The sequence below is a fragment of the Microbacterium sp. NPDC055357 genome (assembly GCF_053644835.1).
Window position 1 is genome coordinate 368,974 of record NZ_JBSHLZ010000001.1, and the last position, 14,303, is coordinate 383,276.

12 protein-coding genes and 1 riboswitch are annotated in these 14,303 nt (G+C 70.1%); of the genes, 2 read left to right on the plus strand and 10 right to left on the minus strand.

Annotation, left to right across the window (positions count from 1 at the left end):
- The 8 genes from ACWICD_RS01465 to ACWICD_RS01500 all read right to left on the minus strand — a co-directional run bounded on the left by ACWICD_RS01465 (position 1) and on the right by ACWICD_RS01500 (position 9,003).
- A complete protein-coding gene (locus ACWICD_RS01465) occupies positions 1–1,590 on the minus strand; it encodes a GMC family oxidoreductase (RefSeq protein WP_454139056.1) in 1,590 nt (529 codons plus the stop codon).
- Between the two features lie 95 nt (positions 1,591–1,685).
- Entirely contained in the window at positions 1,686–3,593 is a 1,908-nt protein-coding gene (locus tag ACWICD_RS01470) for an ABC transporter ATP-binding protein (protein WP_454139057.1), read from the minus strand.
- Positions 3,594–3,787: 194 nt separating this feature from the next.
- Entirely contained in the window at positions 3,788–4,144 is a 357-nt protein-coding gene (locus tag ACWICD_RS01475) for a Fe-S protein (protein WP_454139058.1), read from the minus strand.
- A 115-nt stretch (positions 4,145–4,259) separates the two neighbouring features.
- On the minus strand, positions 4,260–4,742 hold the full coding sequence (ribH, locus tag ACWICD_RS01480; protein ID WP_454139059.1) for a 6,7-dimethyl-8-ribityllumazine synthase: 483 nt from the start codon (positions 4,740–4,742) through the stop codon (positions 4,260–4,262).
- Positions 4,739–6,016 (minus strand): GTP cyclohydrolase II, encoded by a 1,278-nt coding sequence (ribA, locus tag ACWICD_RS01485; RefSeq protein ID WP_454139060.1) that lies wholly within the window; start codon positions 6,014–6,016, stop codon positions 4,739–4,741. The genes ribH and ribA overlap by 4 nt, the downstream gene beginning before the upstream one ends.
- Positions 6,013–6,687 carry a riboflavin synthase gene (locus ACWICD_RS01490; protein WP_454139061.1) on the minus strand — a complete coding sequence of 225 codons (675 nt, stop codon included), beginning with the start codon at positions 6,685–6,687 and terminating at the stop codon, positions 6,013–6,015. Before ACWICD_RS01490 ends, ribA begins: the two co-directional genes overlap by 4 nt.
- On the minus strand, positions 6,687–7,748 hold the full coding sequence (gene ribD / locus ACWICD_RS01495; RefSeq protein WP_376126542.1) for a bifunctional diaminohydroxyphosphoribosylaminopyrimidine deaminase/5-amino-6-(5-phosphoribosylamino)uracil reductase RibD: 1,062 nt from the start codon (positions 7,746–7,748) through the stop codon (positions 6,687–6,689). The genes ACWICD_RS01490 and ribD overlap by 1 nt, the downstream gene beginning before the upstream one ends.
- A gap of 81 nt (positions 7,749–7,829) precedes the next feature.
- A riboswitch (FMN riboswitch) is annotated at positions 7,830–7,989 on the minus strand.
- A gap of 54 nt (positions 7,990–8,043) precedes the next feature.
- Complete coding sequence (locus tag ACWICD_RS01500; protein WP_376126544.1) at positions 8,044–9,003, minus strand: sugar-binding transcriptional regulator; 960 nt, start codon at positions 9,001–9,003, stop codon at positions 8,044–8,046.
- Positions 9,004–9,059: 56 nt separating this feature from the next.
- On the opposite strand from ACWICD_RS01500, the gene ACWICD_RS01505 reads away from it, so the two are divergent.
- Positions 9,060–10,802, plus strand: a complete 1,743-nt coding sequence (locus ACWICD_RS01505; protein ID WP_454139062.1) for a glycerol-3-phosphate dehydrogenase/oxidase — start codon at positions 9,060–9,062, stop codon at positions 10,800–10,802.
- A gap of 63 nt (positions 10,803–10,865) precedes the next feature.
- Positions 10,866–12,398, plus strand: a complete 1,533-nt coding sequence (gene glpK, locus ACWICD_RS01510; RefSeq protein WP_454139063.1) for a glycerol kinase GlpK — start codon at positions 10,866–10,868, stop codon at positions 12,396–12,398.
- A gap of 313 nt (positions 12,399–12,711) precedes the next feature.
- Here the strand turns inward: glpK and ACWICD_RS01515 are convergent, their stop codons facing one another.
- Both ACWICD_RS01515 and ACWICD_RS01520 read right to left on the minus strand, forming a co-directional pair.
- The gene (locus tag ACWICD_RS01515; protein ID WP_376126553.1) at positions 12,712–13,572 is read right to left on the minus strand and encodes an Fpg/Nei family DNA glycosylase; all 861 of its coding nucleotides are present in this window, start codon (positions 13,570–13,572) and stop codon (positions 12,712–12,714) included.
- Positions 13,573–13,584: 12 nt separating this feature from the next.
- Positions 13,585–14,163, minus strand: a complete 579-nt coding sequence (locus ACWICD_RS01520) for a GNAT family N-acetyltransferase (RefSeq protein WP_376126556.1) — start codon at positions 14,161–14,163, stop codon at positions 13,585–13,587.
- Positions 14,164–14,303 lie beyond the last annotated feature (140 nt).

Genomic DNA, 14,303 nt, shown 5'->3' on the forward strand with positions numbered 1-14,303 from the left:
TCAATCGTTGTCGATGCGGTCTGCCATGAGCTCGCCCACCATGACCGTGGCCAGATGGGTGTTCGAGCGCGGGCAGGACGGAAAGATCGATGCGTCGATGACGCGCAGGCCCGTCACCCCGCGCACTCGGCACGACGTGTCCACGACCGCGTTCATATCGTCGTCCGATCCCATGCGACACGTGCTCGTCCCGTGCTGCGTGTCAGCCGCATTGGCCAGGAGGTAGGCGTCGAGGGTGGCGTCGTCAGCCGATGCTGCCGCGAACAACTCTGCGTTGGTCTCTTCGGTGGCGTCGCGCGAGATGCGCTGAACCGAAGGATGCTGCACGAGTTGGACCAGCAGGCGGGCCCCCTCGCGGAGGCGGCGGAGGTCGCGCTCGTCGCTCAGCATGTTCTCGCTGACGATGGGCTGCGCAAACGGGTCGGTGGAGACGACCTCGACAGAACCCCGCGAATACGACGAGTTCAACCAGACGCCGATCGCGCCATGACCGGTGTCGACGGTCGAATGCTCCATCGCGAGCACGTCGTGGTTGGTTGCGACGAGGATCATGTCGTTCGGCTTGCCATCCGGATCGCCGCTGTCGTACCGCACGACGCAGTTCGTATGGCGGTCGTGCGGGCCGGGACGCTCGGGGACATCGGCGTGGAAGAGACCAGCGCCGATCATGGCGTGGTCTTGGAGGTTCTCGCCGACCGGCAGGATCGAGACCGGTTCGATGTCGAGCTTGTCGAGCGTGGCTTGGGGGCCCACACCGGAGCGGATGAGGATCGACGGAGTGTGGATCGCTCCTGCCGACAGCACGACCTGTGCGGCATGCTCTTCGTAACGACCGACGCCGTCCTCGGAGACGATGCTGACGCCGTACGCGCGCCCGCCATCGAAGAGCACGCGATCCACGAGAGCACCGCCCCGGATGACGAGGTTCGGGTTGTCGCGCCGAGGCTCGAGATAGGCGTCATTCGTGGTCACGCGTCGCTGCTCGCGGGAGTTGATCGGATACGGCGCGACACCGGTGGCATCGGGGGCGTTGATGTCGTCCGTCCAGGGGAAGCCCATCGCGAGAGCAGATTCAGCGAGCGCGTTGTCGATCATGCCCCACTGTTCGCGAGGCATCCGGTAGACAGGGATGGGGCCCGAATCGCCGTGGTAGTCGACGTCACCGTACTGGGCATCGTTTTCGAGGCGAGCGAAGTAGGGGAGCACGTCCTCGGGCGACCAGCCGGTGCATCCCTCGGCCGACCAATCGGCGAAGTCCTGCATCGGCGGCCGGATCGCGATCTGGCCGTTGATGGCGGAGCTGCCACCGAGTCCGCGCCCACGCCAGTACAGTCGCGGCTCTTGCGTGGCGGTGCGCGTGGCCATCAGGTCCTTGTGGACGAAGGACTCGCTCACCTCAGGGCGCATGAGGGACTGCAGGGGGTTCGGGGAACGCCACGCTTCGTGCATCTCACCGGAGCGGTAGTCGGGGCCCACCTCGAGCAGCAGCACACGATCGCCCTTGTCCGCGCGGCGGGCGGCGAATGCAGCGCCGGCAGAACCGGCACCCACAACGATGAAATCCCACGCGGGGGAGAACTGCATGGCCATGGTGATCCTTCCGGCGGCTGACACCGATCGGTGGACGAGGACGTCCTCGTCGGGCTTCACTCTACTGCAGGTATCTGCACTTTAATGAAGTCGCGTCACACGAGCAGCTGGTGCTTCGCGAGGTCGCGGTACAGCGGTGTCGAGGCGACGAGCTCGGAGTGCGTGCCCTGGCCGACCACGCGACCGTGCTCGAGCACGACGATGTGGTCGCTGTCCACGACCGTCGACAGACGGTGGGCGATGACGATGAGCGTGCGGTCCTGTGCGACGGCGTCGATCGCCTCGCGCATGCGCTGCTCGTTGAGCCCGTCGAGCGAGGACGTCGACTCGTCGAGCAGCAGGATGGGGGGAGCGGCGAGCAGCGCGCGCGCGATCGCGAGGCGCTGGCGCTCGCCGCCCGAGAGCATGACGCCCGCTTCGCCAACGGGCGCGTCGAGTCCGAGCGGATTGCGGTCGAGCACGTCGCCGAGGTTCACGGCGCGCAGCACCGCTTCGCACGCCGCGTCGGTTGCGTCGGGTGAGGCCAGACGCAGGTTGTCGCCGATCGTGCCGGCGAGGGTCGGTGCATCCTGCTCGACGTAGCCGAGCTGCGCGCGCAGGGCGTCGCGGTCGATCTCGCGCACGTCGACGCCGTCGAGCAGGATGGCGCCGGCGGTGGGGTCGTAGAACCGCTCGATGAGCGCCAGCGTCGTGCTCTTGCCTGCACCCGATGGCCCCACGAGGGCGACACGCGCGCCGCGCGGCACCGAGAACGAGACTCCGCGCAGCACATCGCCCGCGGCATCCGTCGTCTCGGACTCTGCGAGCACCGAGGTGTCGACGTGCGCGCTCTCGAGCACGGCGATGGCCTCGGACTCGGCCTTGCGCCGGGCCTGGACGACGGCCTCGGGGTAGCGGAAGTGCACGTCGCGGAATTCGATCGCCGCCGAGGTGCGGGGTGCGGCTGTGTGGGGCACTCGCGCCGCGATCTCGGCGTCGTGCTGCGATTCGATCGGCAGCTCGAGCACCTCCTGGATGCGACCGAGCGCGCCCAGGGCCTGGTTGACCGAGGTGATCGCGCCGAAGAACGACCCGAGCGGAGCGATCAGCATGAACAGGAACATGATGAACATCACGAGGCTCGCGATGGTGATCGCGCCCGTCGCGACGCGGAACCCGCCGAACCCGATCACGACGAGCAGCGAGACCTGCAGGGCGATGCCGGCGATCGGCACGACGAGGGCGGAGATCTTCGCGATGCGGACGCCGACGCGGTAGGCGTCCGACGCACGTTCCGAGACGGATGCCACCTCGCGGTCGGTCGCACCCGACGCACGCACCGTGCGGATCGAACCCACGGCTCGTTCGACTCCCGATGCGAGCTCGCCGACCTTCTCCTGCTGCTCGGTCGAAGCCGTGCGGATCTTGCCGCTGAGGGCCACGACGCCGATGACCGAGACGCCGATGACGACCACGATGATCGCCAGCAGCACGACGTCGATGACGGCCATCGCGATGAGGGCGCCGGCGAAGAGCAGAGCGTTGCCGATCGCATCGGCGAGGCCCTGGGTGAGCGCGGCGTAGAGCAGCGTCGTGTCGCTGCCGACGCGCGAGACGAGATCGCCCGTGCGACGGGCGTCGAACTCGCTGATCGGCAGGTGGAAGATGCGCGCGATGAGCTTGCGTCGACTGGAGTAGACGACGGCGGTGCCCGTGCGCTGCAGCAGGTAGTGCTGCCAAGCCGTGATGAGCGACGACACGACGACGAAGCCGACGAGCGCCCACAGCAGCACGCCGAGGTCGAGGCTGCGCTGCACGCGGTCGATGACCTGCCCGACCAGCAGCGGCTGCACGAGCATCGTGACCGAGCCGAAGACGCTCAGGATCGACACGACGATGAGGGTGCGCTTGTGCTCGAAGAGGTAGGGGAGCAGCTGCCCGAAGCTGGCGCGCGGGCCGTCGTCTTTCACGCGGAGTGAGCGGCGCGTCGGACGCGCGCGGCGTGAAGGTGCGTCGGAGGACATGCGTCTACCTCGTTCGTGATGCGGTCACCTTCGACCGTACTTCGTGCGAGAGGCGGTTCAGGTCACTGCGTGTGCGGTGTGCAGGATCGACCGGTCATCCGAGGCCGGTTCGCGCCGCTTCTGCCCCGTGCGTCACGCCGGAAACGACGGATGCCGCGGGCTCGAGCCCGCGGCATCCGAAATCGTCCGGTGTGTCAGCGCCAGATGACGGCGATGGCGGCGTTCGCGAGAGTGAGGATGCCGATCGCCCAGAACAGGCCGGGCGCAACGGAGCCCTTGCCCTTGCGCGCCCGGGCGCCACCGATGCCCACGAGCGCCCCGACGACGAGGAGCACGACCAGCTTGATGCCGATCTTCGTGTAGTTCAGGTCATACGAGAGGCCCCACGGGGCGGCGAGGGCGAGGCCCGCGAGGGCGGCCAGGATCAGACCGATGTTCATGACCCGGTTGATCTGGAAACGTCGTGAGAACGCTTCGACGGCCCACCCTCCGAAAATCAGGGCGAAGCCGGTGATGTGCAGGAACAAGACGATGAGGCGGAGGGTCTCCATGCCGACACGCTAGGGCTCCCGGGCGTGTCGCGCCAGCAAGGACGGCCTCACTTCGTGGCGGTCGCCGAGCCGCTTCCGGTCACTGCGTGGCTGTCGGTCGCCGTGCCGCTTCCGGTCACTGAGCCTGTCGAAGTGCGCGCAGCACGAGCGCCGTGCGCAGGGCCGCGTCGGCCGCTTCGTGGCCCTTGTCCTCTCGCGAGCCCTCGAGCCCCGCGCGATCCAGGCCCTGCTGCTCGTCGTCGAGGGTCAGCAGCCCGAACCCGACGGGCTTTCCCGTGTCCAGCGCGACGCGCGTCAGCCCGTCGGTCGCCGCAGCCGAGACGTACTCGAAGTGGGGCGTGCCCCCGCGGATGATCACACCGAGCGCGACGACGGCGTCGGCGCCGGCGTCCAGAGCGGCCTTCGCCGTGACGGGCAGTTCGAACGAGCCCGGCACCCGCACGAGTCGCCACGTCGCACCGGATGCCTCGAGCAGACGCTGCGCACCGGCGATGAGTCCCTCGCTGATGACCTCATGCCACGTTCCCGCGACGACGACGACCTCGATCCCGCTCGCGTCGATCGGCTCGCTCGTCTGCGGGGCGCCCTCGCGGCTCATCGGTCGGACCCGTCGTGCAGGTCGGCGAGCGCCTCTCGCAGTTCGGTGTCGTCGATGATGTGACCCATGCGGTCTCGTTTCGTCTCGAGGTACTGGTGGTTGTTCGGTCCGACGCCGACGATGAGCGGCACCTGCTCGACGACGTCGAGGCCGAGCGCGCGCAGCTGCGCGGTCTTGTCGATGTTGTTCGTCAGCAGGCGGACCTTGTCGACCCCCAGGTCGGCCAGGATGCCGGCGGCCGCGGCGTAGTCGCGCGCATCGGCGGGCAGACCCAGCGCCAGATTGGCGTCGACGGTGTCCATGCCGCCCTCCTGCAGGCTGTAGGCGCGCAGCTTGTTGATGAGACCGATGCCGCGACCCTCATGCCCGCGCATGTAGACGACGACGCCGCCGTCCTTCGCGATCATGCCGAGAGCGGCCGACAGCTGGGGGCCGCATTCGCACTTGAGCGAGCCGAACGCCTCACCGGTCAGGCATTCGGAGTGCACGCGCACGAGCGGTGCGGCTTCGGTCAGGTCGCCCGAGACGATCGCGATGTGGTCGGTGCCGGTCGTCCGGTCCTTGTATGCGAGGAAGCGCAGGTCGCCGTGCGAGGTCGGCACGTGCGACTCGGCACGCAGGCTGACCCGGCGGCGGTGGACGACCGGCGCCTCGGGATCGAGCGGTTCGTGCTCGTTCAGATAGTCGATGAGCTGCTCGATCGTGACGACCGGCACGTCGTCGCGCGCGCCGAGCTCGATGAGCTCCGGAAGGCGCATCATGCTGCCGTCTTCGGCGACGACCTCGCCGATCGCTCCGACCGGCTGCAGACCGGCGAGCCGCATGAGCTCGACGGCCGCTTCGGTGTGTCCCGCGCGCTCGCGGACTCCGCCGTCCACGGCGCGCAGCGGCAGGATGTGCCCCGGCCGGATGACGCTCGAGGGCTGAGACTCCGGATCGGCGAGCACATTGAGGGTGTGCGCGCGGTCGGTGGCGCTGATCCCGGTGGATACGCGATCGGCGGCGTCGACGCTCACGGTGTAGGCCGTGGAGCGCGAGTCCTCGTTCACGGCGACCATGGGCGGCAGGTCGAGCCGGTCGGCCCACTCGGTGGGCATCGGCGCGCAGATGAACCCGCTCGACCAGCGCACCGTCCAGGCGAGCCATTCGGGGGTGGCCAGTTCGGCCGACAGTACGATGTCGCCCTCGTTCTCGCGATTCTCATCGTCGGCGACGATGACTGGGCGGCCCTTCGCGAGAGCGGCGAGGGCGTCGGGGATCGTGGACAGGCTCACAGCGAGCCTCCTTCCGTCGGAGCGGCGCCGGGAGTCGGAGCGGCGAAAGCGAGTAGGCGCTGCACGTGGCGGGCCAGGATGTCGGTCTCGAGGTTGACGCGGTCGCCCGCGACGCGCTCGCCGAGCGTCGTCGCCGCGAGCGTCTCGGGAATGAGCGACACCTCGAACCAGTGCCCGGTCCCTGAGCCCGCACCGGTCCCTGAGCCTGCCGAAGGGTCGGACGCCCCGCTCACCGTGAGCGAGATGCCGTCGACCGCGATCGACCCCTTGTCGACGACGAGCGCAGCGAGATGGGCAGGCAGCCCGATCCGCACGACGCGCCACTGCTCGCCCGGCCACACCTCGAGCACGTCGCCCGTGCCGTCGATGTGACCCTGCACGATGTGGCCGCCCAGTCGGCCGCCCGCGGCGGTCGCGCGCTCGAGGTTGACGGTCCTGCCCGGGGCGACGCCGTCGAGCGTGGACATGTCGAGCGTCTGCTTCATGACGTCCGCCGTGAACCAGTCCTCGCCCTGGTCGATGACCGTGAGGCATACGCCGCTCACCGCGATCGAGTCGCCGTGTGCGGCATCCGACACGCTCTGGGGACCGCGGACCGTGAGGCGCACGCCGTCTCCCGAGGGCGTGACCGCCGTGACCTCGCCGATCTCTTCGACGATTCCCGTGAACATCAGCTGTCTCCTTCCTCGTGCTTTCCTGTCGGGGTGGGCCCCGGAACCTGCCGGAGGGCCGCGACGACGAGCAGATCGTCGCCGAGGGTCTCGACCGAGTGGACCGTGAGTCGTCGCGCGTCGGCGATCGTCGCAACGCCGATGTCGCCGAGCGCGAGTCGCCCGCCGCCCAGCAGCACCGGCGCGATGTAGGCGAGGATCTCGTCGGCCAGGCCCGCCCGCACGAAGGCGCTCGCGAGTGTGGGGCCGCCCTCGACGAAGACACGGTGCACGCCGAGTTCGCGCAGTTCGGCGAGCACGTCGCCGAGGTCGCGGCCGTCGCGCTGCAGGACCGGGAGCGGATGCCGGTGCACGGCCGCCTGCGCCGGGATGGCGCGCGTGCCGAGCACGACGGGACGCGGCTGGTGTTCGTAGAGGGAACCGTCACGCCGCCGGGCGGTGAGTGCGGGGTCGTCGGCGAGGGCCGTGCCGGTTCCGACGACGATCGCGTCGGCGTGGGACCGGCGCGCGTGCACGTCGGCGCGTGCGTCCGGGCCCGTGATCCACTGGCTCGTGCCGTCGTCGGCCGCCGCGCGGCCGTCGAGGCTCTGCGCCCACTTCACCGTCACGTGCGGGCGGCCGAGACGCTGCGTCGTCAGCCACGACTCGAGCAGCCGCGTCGCCTCGTCGGCGAGCAGCCCCGCGCCGACGTCGACGCCCGCCGCGCGCAGCCGTTCGGCGCCGCCCCCGGACATCTCGCCCGGATCGGCGACGGCGTAGACGACGCGTGAGACACCGGCGTCGATGAGGGCCTGCGCGCACGGTCCGGTGCGTCCGGTGTGATTGCACGGCTCGAGGGTCACGACGGCGGTCGCACCGCTCGCGGCACCGGGAGCGAGCGCGGCGAGCGCGTCGACTTCGGCGTGACGCGTACCGGCCCCGTCGTGGAATCCCTCCGAGAGCACATCGCCCACCGGCGACAGGATCACGGCCCCCACCTGCGGGTTGATCCCGCGGGGGCCGCGCAGCGCGAGCTCGAGGGCCCGCCTCATGGCCGCGCGCTCCGCGTCGTTCGCCGTCATCCGTCCCACCGCTCGTCAGGGTTTCTGATCGACGGGTCCCAGATAGACGGGTAGGCGAGGCGTACCGGATACCGGTTCACCTCACGTGCTGCCTCCCATCCGGACTAGCGGGTTTCCCCGCATCACCGTCGGTTCCGGATTTCCACCGGATCGGCCGTGGCGCGGCATCCTCACGGATGCGAGCCACGACTCGCGGACTGTCACCGCCGGTTCGGATTCTCACCGACCCCGGAGCACGTCGATGCTCACGAGTGTAGTCAACGCCACGGGCACCCATCCATTCCCGGTGCCTCCATCAGCCCGCGAGCGCCCGTGCCGTCGCCTCGTCGATCACGAGGTCCGTCACGAGGTGCGCGGCGAGCGCACCACGGATGCTGGCGAGCTTGGACTCGCCCGACGCGACGCACAGGCGCCGCTTGATGCGCCGCAGCACGTCGAGGGGCGGCCCCGTCGCCCGGTCGTTGAGCGCGATGCGGTCGCTCGAGCCGTCGGCACGGAAGAACACCGTGGCGACGTCGCCGGCCACCCGCTCCGTCTCGAGCTCGGTCAGATCGTCGGGCTCGAGATAGCCGCCCGAGTACACGTGACTCGGCACGCGCGAGTCGGCTGACCCGGTGCTGAAGACGATGAGGTCCATGGCGGCTTGGATCGCGAGGATGCGGCGGGTGCTGCGCTCTCGCCACATGGCGCGCTTCGTCGCGGCTTCGTCGAAGAACGCCGGCACGGGGAACTGCTGGGCGTTGCCGCCGTAGGCCGCCGCGAACCGGCTGAGGATCTCGCTCGCGTACAGCAGGCCGGTCGTGTGGGTGTTGCCCGACCCGTTCAGCTGGACGAACGTCGTGCCGTGCACGCCCTTGCGCACGAGCCGGCGGCTCATCGCCGCCGTCGTCGCACCCCACGCGACCCCGATCGTCATATCGGGCTGGACGAGCTCGCCGACCAGGTGCGCGCCGGCGACCGCGACCCGCTCGAGCCGCTCGACGTCGCTCGCGTCATCGGGAACCGGCACGACGTGGGCGACGATGCCGTAGCGCTCGGCGAGGTGCTCTTCGAGCAGCCTCGGCGCGGCGAAGGGGGAGCGGATGCGGATGTCGACGATGCCCGTCGCGCGCGCGTGCGAGAGCAGACGCGACACCGTGGAGCGCGAGGTCGCCAGCTCCGTGGCGATGGCCTCCATGGTGCGGTGCTGCACGTAGTAGAGGTGCGCGGCGGTGAGCGCGCGCTGCGCCGTACGGGAGTCGGCGGGATCGTCCATCCCCCGATTGTGCACGTGTGTGCAATCCGGATGCAACAACGCTCAGCGGTGGGAGGATGGAGGCCACACAGGGCACGGGAGGGATCATGCAGCAGCGCGGATTCGACGAGCTGGCCGAGCGGCCGTACGCCGACGTCCTCATCATCGGCGGCGGCGTGAACGGGATCGCGACGTTCCGAGACCTCGCGCTGCAGGGGGTCGATGTCGCCCTCGTCGACCGCGGCGATTTCGTCAGCGGCGCCTCCGCGGCCTCGTCGCACATGATCCACGGCGGCATCCGGTACCTCGAGAACGGCGAGTTCCGGCTCGTGCACGAAGCCGTCACCGAGCGCAACGCCCTCCTGCGCATTGCGCCGCACTACGTCCGACCGCTGCAGACCACGATCCCGATCTACTCGACGTTCTCCGGCATCCTGAGCGCGCCGCTGCGATTCCTGCGGCACGGCGCCGGCAAGGCGAGCGAGCGCGGAGCCGTGCTCATCAAGATCGGACTCGTCATCTACGACTCGTTCTCGCGCAGCGGCGGACGCGTCCCGCGTCACACCTTCCGGGGCCGGAAGCGCTCGCTGGCCGAACTGCCGCAGCTCAATCCCGACGTGCGCTACACGGCGACCTACTGGGACGCGTCGCTGCACGACCCCGAGCGGCTCGCCCTCGACCTGCTCCGCGACGGACGCGACGCCGGGGGCGACCGGGCCCGCTCCGCGAACTACACCGCGGCCGTCGGCGCCGACGGTGAGCGGGTCGTGTTGCGCGACGTCGAATCCGGCGACGAGGTCGCGTTCGCGGCATCCGTCATCGTGAACGCGTCCGGACCGTGGACCGACATCACCAACCTCGCGCTGGGCGACCCGACGACCTACATGGGCGGCACGAAGGGCTCGCACATCGTGATCGACGACCCGGAGCTGCTCGCCGCGACCGGTGGGCGCGAACTCTTCTTCGAGCACAGCGACGGCCGGATCGTGCTCATCTACCCCCTCAAGGGGCGCGTGCTCGTCGGCACGACCGACCTCGAGCACGACATGGCCGACCCGATCGTGTGCACGGAAGAGGAGGTCGACTACTTCTTCGACCTCATCGCACACGTGCTTCCGGGCGTCACCGTCGACCGGTCGGCCATTGTGTACCGGTTCTCGGGGGTGCGACCGCTGCCCGGGCACGGCGACCTCGCTCCCGGCTTCGTGTCGCGCGACTACCGCATCGAGTCGGCCCCGCTCGCGGGCGACGCCGGGCCGCGCGTGCTCAGCCTCGTCGGCGGAAAGTGGACGACGTTCCGCGCCTCGGCGGAGCACCTCGCCGACCGCGCGCTCGAACTGCTCGCGCACCCTCGCCGGCGCTCGACGAAGGGGCGGCCGATCGGCGGCGGACGCAACTTCCCGACGACCGAACGCGCGCGGCACCAGTGGATCGAGCTCAACGAATCGGGGCTCGGCACAGCCCGAGCCGCCGTGCTGCTCGACCGCTACGGCACGGTCGCCGCCGACGTCATCGAGGCGATCGTGTCCGACCCCGATGACCGGCCCCTCGAGACCGCCGCGGGCTACAGCACGGGCGAGCTGCGGCACCTCGTCCGCAGCGAGCAGGTCACGCACCTCGACGACGTGCTGCAGCGCCGCACGAGCCTCGCCTTCACGGGCGCGGTGACCGAGGCGTCAGCGACCGAGATCGCCGATGCCATCGCCCCTGTTCTCGGGTGGGATGCCGCGACCCGACGCGGTGAGATCGACCGCGCGCTCGCGCGCGTGCACGCGGCCGATCCGACGTGGCATCCCTCTTCTTCCACCGCGCGGACCTGATCGCGTGCCGCGATACCCTGAGCCGTGCGTCCGCGGGCGGACGCACGTGACGAGGAGGACGACGTGAGCCGCCACATCCTGGCGATCGATCAGGGCACGACCTCGACGCGTGCCATCGTGTTCGACGATGAGGGCCGCATCGTCTCGACCGCGCAGCGTGAGCACGAGCAGATCCTGCCGCGTGCGGGCCGCGTCGAGCACGACCCCGTGGAGATCTGGACCAACACGGAGTGGGTCGTCTCGGCCGCGCTCGCCGAAGCCGCGGTCGACGTCGCGGGGGTCGGGGTCACGAACCAGCGTGAGACGGCGATCGTGTGGGATCGGCGCACCGGCCGCCCCGTGCACAACGCGCTCGTCTGGCAGGACACCCGCACGCAGCCGCGCGTCGACGCTTTCGCCGCCGACGGCGGGATCGACCGGTTCTCCGATGTCACGGGACTGCCGCTGGCGACCTACTTCTCGGCGTCGAAGATCGCGTGGATCCTCGACAACGTCGCGGGAGCGCGCGAAGCAGCGGAGGCAGGGCATCTGCTCTTCGGCACCCCCGATACGTGGGTCATCTGGAACCTCACGGGCGGCAGCGACGGCGGTGCGATCCACGTGACCGACGTCACGAACGCGAGCCGCACGCTGCTCATGGACCTGCGCACCCTGGACTGGTCCGACGACATGCTCGCCGTGTGGGGGATTCCGCGGGCGATGATGCCCGAGATCCGCTCGTCGTCCGAGGTCGTCGGCGAGGTGCGGCTTCCCGGTGTGGCCCGCGGCATCCCGATTGCGGGGATCCTCGGCGACCAGCAGGCGGCGACGTTCGGGCAGACCGCGTTCGACGCGGGCGAGTCGAAGAACACGTACGGCACGGGGAACTTCCTGCTCGTCAGCACGGGCACCGACATCGTGCGGTCGCGCCATGGCCTGATCACGACGGTCGCCTACCGGTGCGGCGACGAGCCGGCGCGCTACGCACTCGAGGGATCGATCGCCGTGACCGGGTCGCTCGTGCAGTGGCTGCGCGACAACCTCGGGATCATCCGCCGCTCCGAAGAGATCGAGACGCTCGCGAGCACGGTCGACGACAACGGCGGCGCCTATTTCGTGCCGGCGTTCTCGGGGTTGTTCGCCCCGTACTGGCGGCCCGATGCGCGCGGGGCCCTCGTCGGTCTCACGCGCTACGTCGACAAGGCCCACATCGCCCGCGCGGCGCTCGAGTCGACGGCGTTCCAGTCGCGCGACGTGATCGAGGCGGTCGTGGCCGACGCAGGGCGACAGCTGACGGAGTTGCGCGTGGACGGAGGCATGACCCGAAACGACATGCTCATGCAGTTCCAGGCGGACATCCTCGGGATGCCGGTGGTCAGGCCCGAGGTCATCGAGACGACCGCGCTCGGCGCTGCCTACGCGGCAGGCCTCGCGACGGGCGTGTGGTCGTCGCGCGACGAGCTGCGCGCACACTGGCGCGAGGACGCCCGGTTCGAGCCGCGCATGGGCGAGGACGAACGCCGCCGTCGCTACCGCCAATGGAAGAAGGCCGTGACGAAGTCGCTCGAGTGGGTCGACGACGACGCGCGCGTGCTGATGGGCACGACCGCGGGCTGAGGCGCCGCCTTTCCCGGCCGTGGAGGAGCCGCGACGCGGCGTATCTCGAGGGGAGCGGCGTGGCTTTCCGGTCGTCGAGTAGCCGCGCAGCGGCGTATCGAGACGTGGTCGCCGCGCCGTTCCCGGTCGTCGAGGAATCGCTGAGCGGCGTATCGAGACGCGAGCGCCGTGCCGTTCCGTTCGTCGAGTAGCCGCGGAGCGGCGTATCGAGACGCGGGGCGGCTGAGGTCTCGATACGACCGCCTGCGGCGGTCTACTCGACCTAGACGCGACCCGCCTCAACGCTGCTGCGCAGCATTGACCCGGGTCGCGTCTACTTCAGCAAGCGGGAGAGCCGACGGTCGGCGAGGATCTTGCCGCCGGTCTGACACGTCGCGCAGTATTCGAGCGAGTTGTCGGCGAAGAAGACGCTGCGCACCTCGTCGCCGCAGACGGGGCAGCGCTCTCCGCGGCGGCCGTGCACGTGCATCCCGCGTCGCTTGGCGTCTTTCAGGTCGGCGGGCGGCTTGCCCGACGCTTCGGCCAGCGCGTCGGCGAGGGTTGACTGCATCGCGCCGAAAAGACGGTCGATGTCATCGGGTGTGAGGTTCGAGGCGAGAGCGTACGGCGACATGCGCGCCGCGTGCAGAATCTCGTCGGAGTACGCGTTGCCGACTCCGGCGATGACCGACTGGTCGCGCAGCAGGCCCTTGATCTGCGTGCGGCGCCCCTCGAGCAGTGCGCCGAACGTCGCGCGATCGAAGCCGGGATCGAGCGGGTCGGGGCCGAGCCGTGCGATGCCCGGCACGTCGGCCGGGTCGCGCACGACGTAAACGGCGAGGGACTTCTTCGTGCCCGCCTCGGTGAGGTCGAAGCCCGACCCGTCGTCGAACCCGACGCGCAGCGCGATGGGCGTCTTGCCCGGGCGGACGACGGTGCCCGGCAGTGCGTCGTACCAGCGCAGCCAGCCGGCCTTCGCGAGATGGAACACCAGGTGCGGGCCCGACGTCGACAGATCGATGAACTTGCCGTGACGTGCGGCATCCGTCACTTCGCCGGTGACGAGCGCCGTGATCGGCGGATCGTACGTTTTGAGCGCCGCGATGTTCGCGACGGTGGCCTTCGTGATCGTGCGTCCGGTCAGGCGGTCGCGCAGAAAGTCGACGAGCCCCTGCACCTCGGGCATCTCGGGCATGCCGACATCCTGTCACGCACCGCCGACACCGTCGAGGATCCGCCAGGGCTGCGGAGCGCGGTCGTCGTCGACGAGGAGCCCGGCCATCCACCCGTCGTCGCGGCCGAGGGAGTTGACCAGCGCGCGTCGGCGTAGGCCCTCGTAGCGGAAGCCGAGCGTGCGGGCCGCGCGTGCGGAGCCGATGTTGCCGACGGCGGCGTTCCATTCGATGCGCACGAGTCCGGCACCGCCGGGCGCGAATCCCCAGTCGATGACGGCGCGGGCGGCTTCGGTGAGGAGCCCCCGGCCGCGCGACCCTGGCGACACCCAGTAGCCGAGCTCACCGTTGCCCTTGCCGTCGAGGCGGTAGAGCCCGATCATGCCGGCGAGCGTCGCACCCTCGCGCATCGCCCAGGTGACGTGCGCGCCGCCGGCCCAGTCCGCGGCGACGCGCGGGACGAACTCCTCGGCGTGGCGGCGCTCGTACGGAGAGGGAACCGTGGTGTACCGCTGCGTGTCCAGGTCCTGGCAGGCCTCGTAGATGGCGTCGACGTCGTCGGGCGTCGGCAGCGACAGCTCGAGCCGCGCGGTGTGAAGGACGACGGGTTCCACCCGGTTACCTTACCCGCGCGGCCGCGTGCACAACTCCTCACGGCGGCGCCGGTCTGCCCGGTTTGACTGCCTGGTCGTCCGCTCAGGAGGAGTTGTGCACGTTCTTCCGACGCGCGCGGTCGCGTGCACGTTCTTCCTAC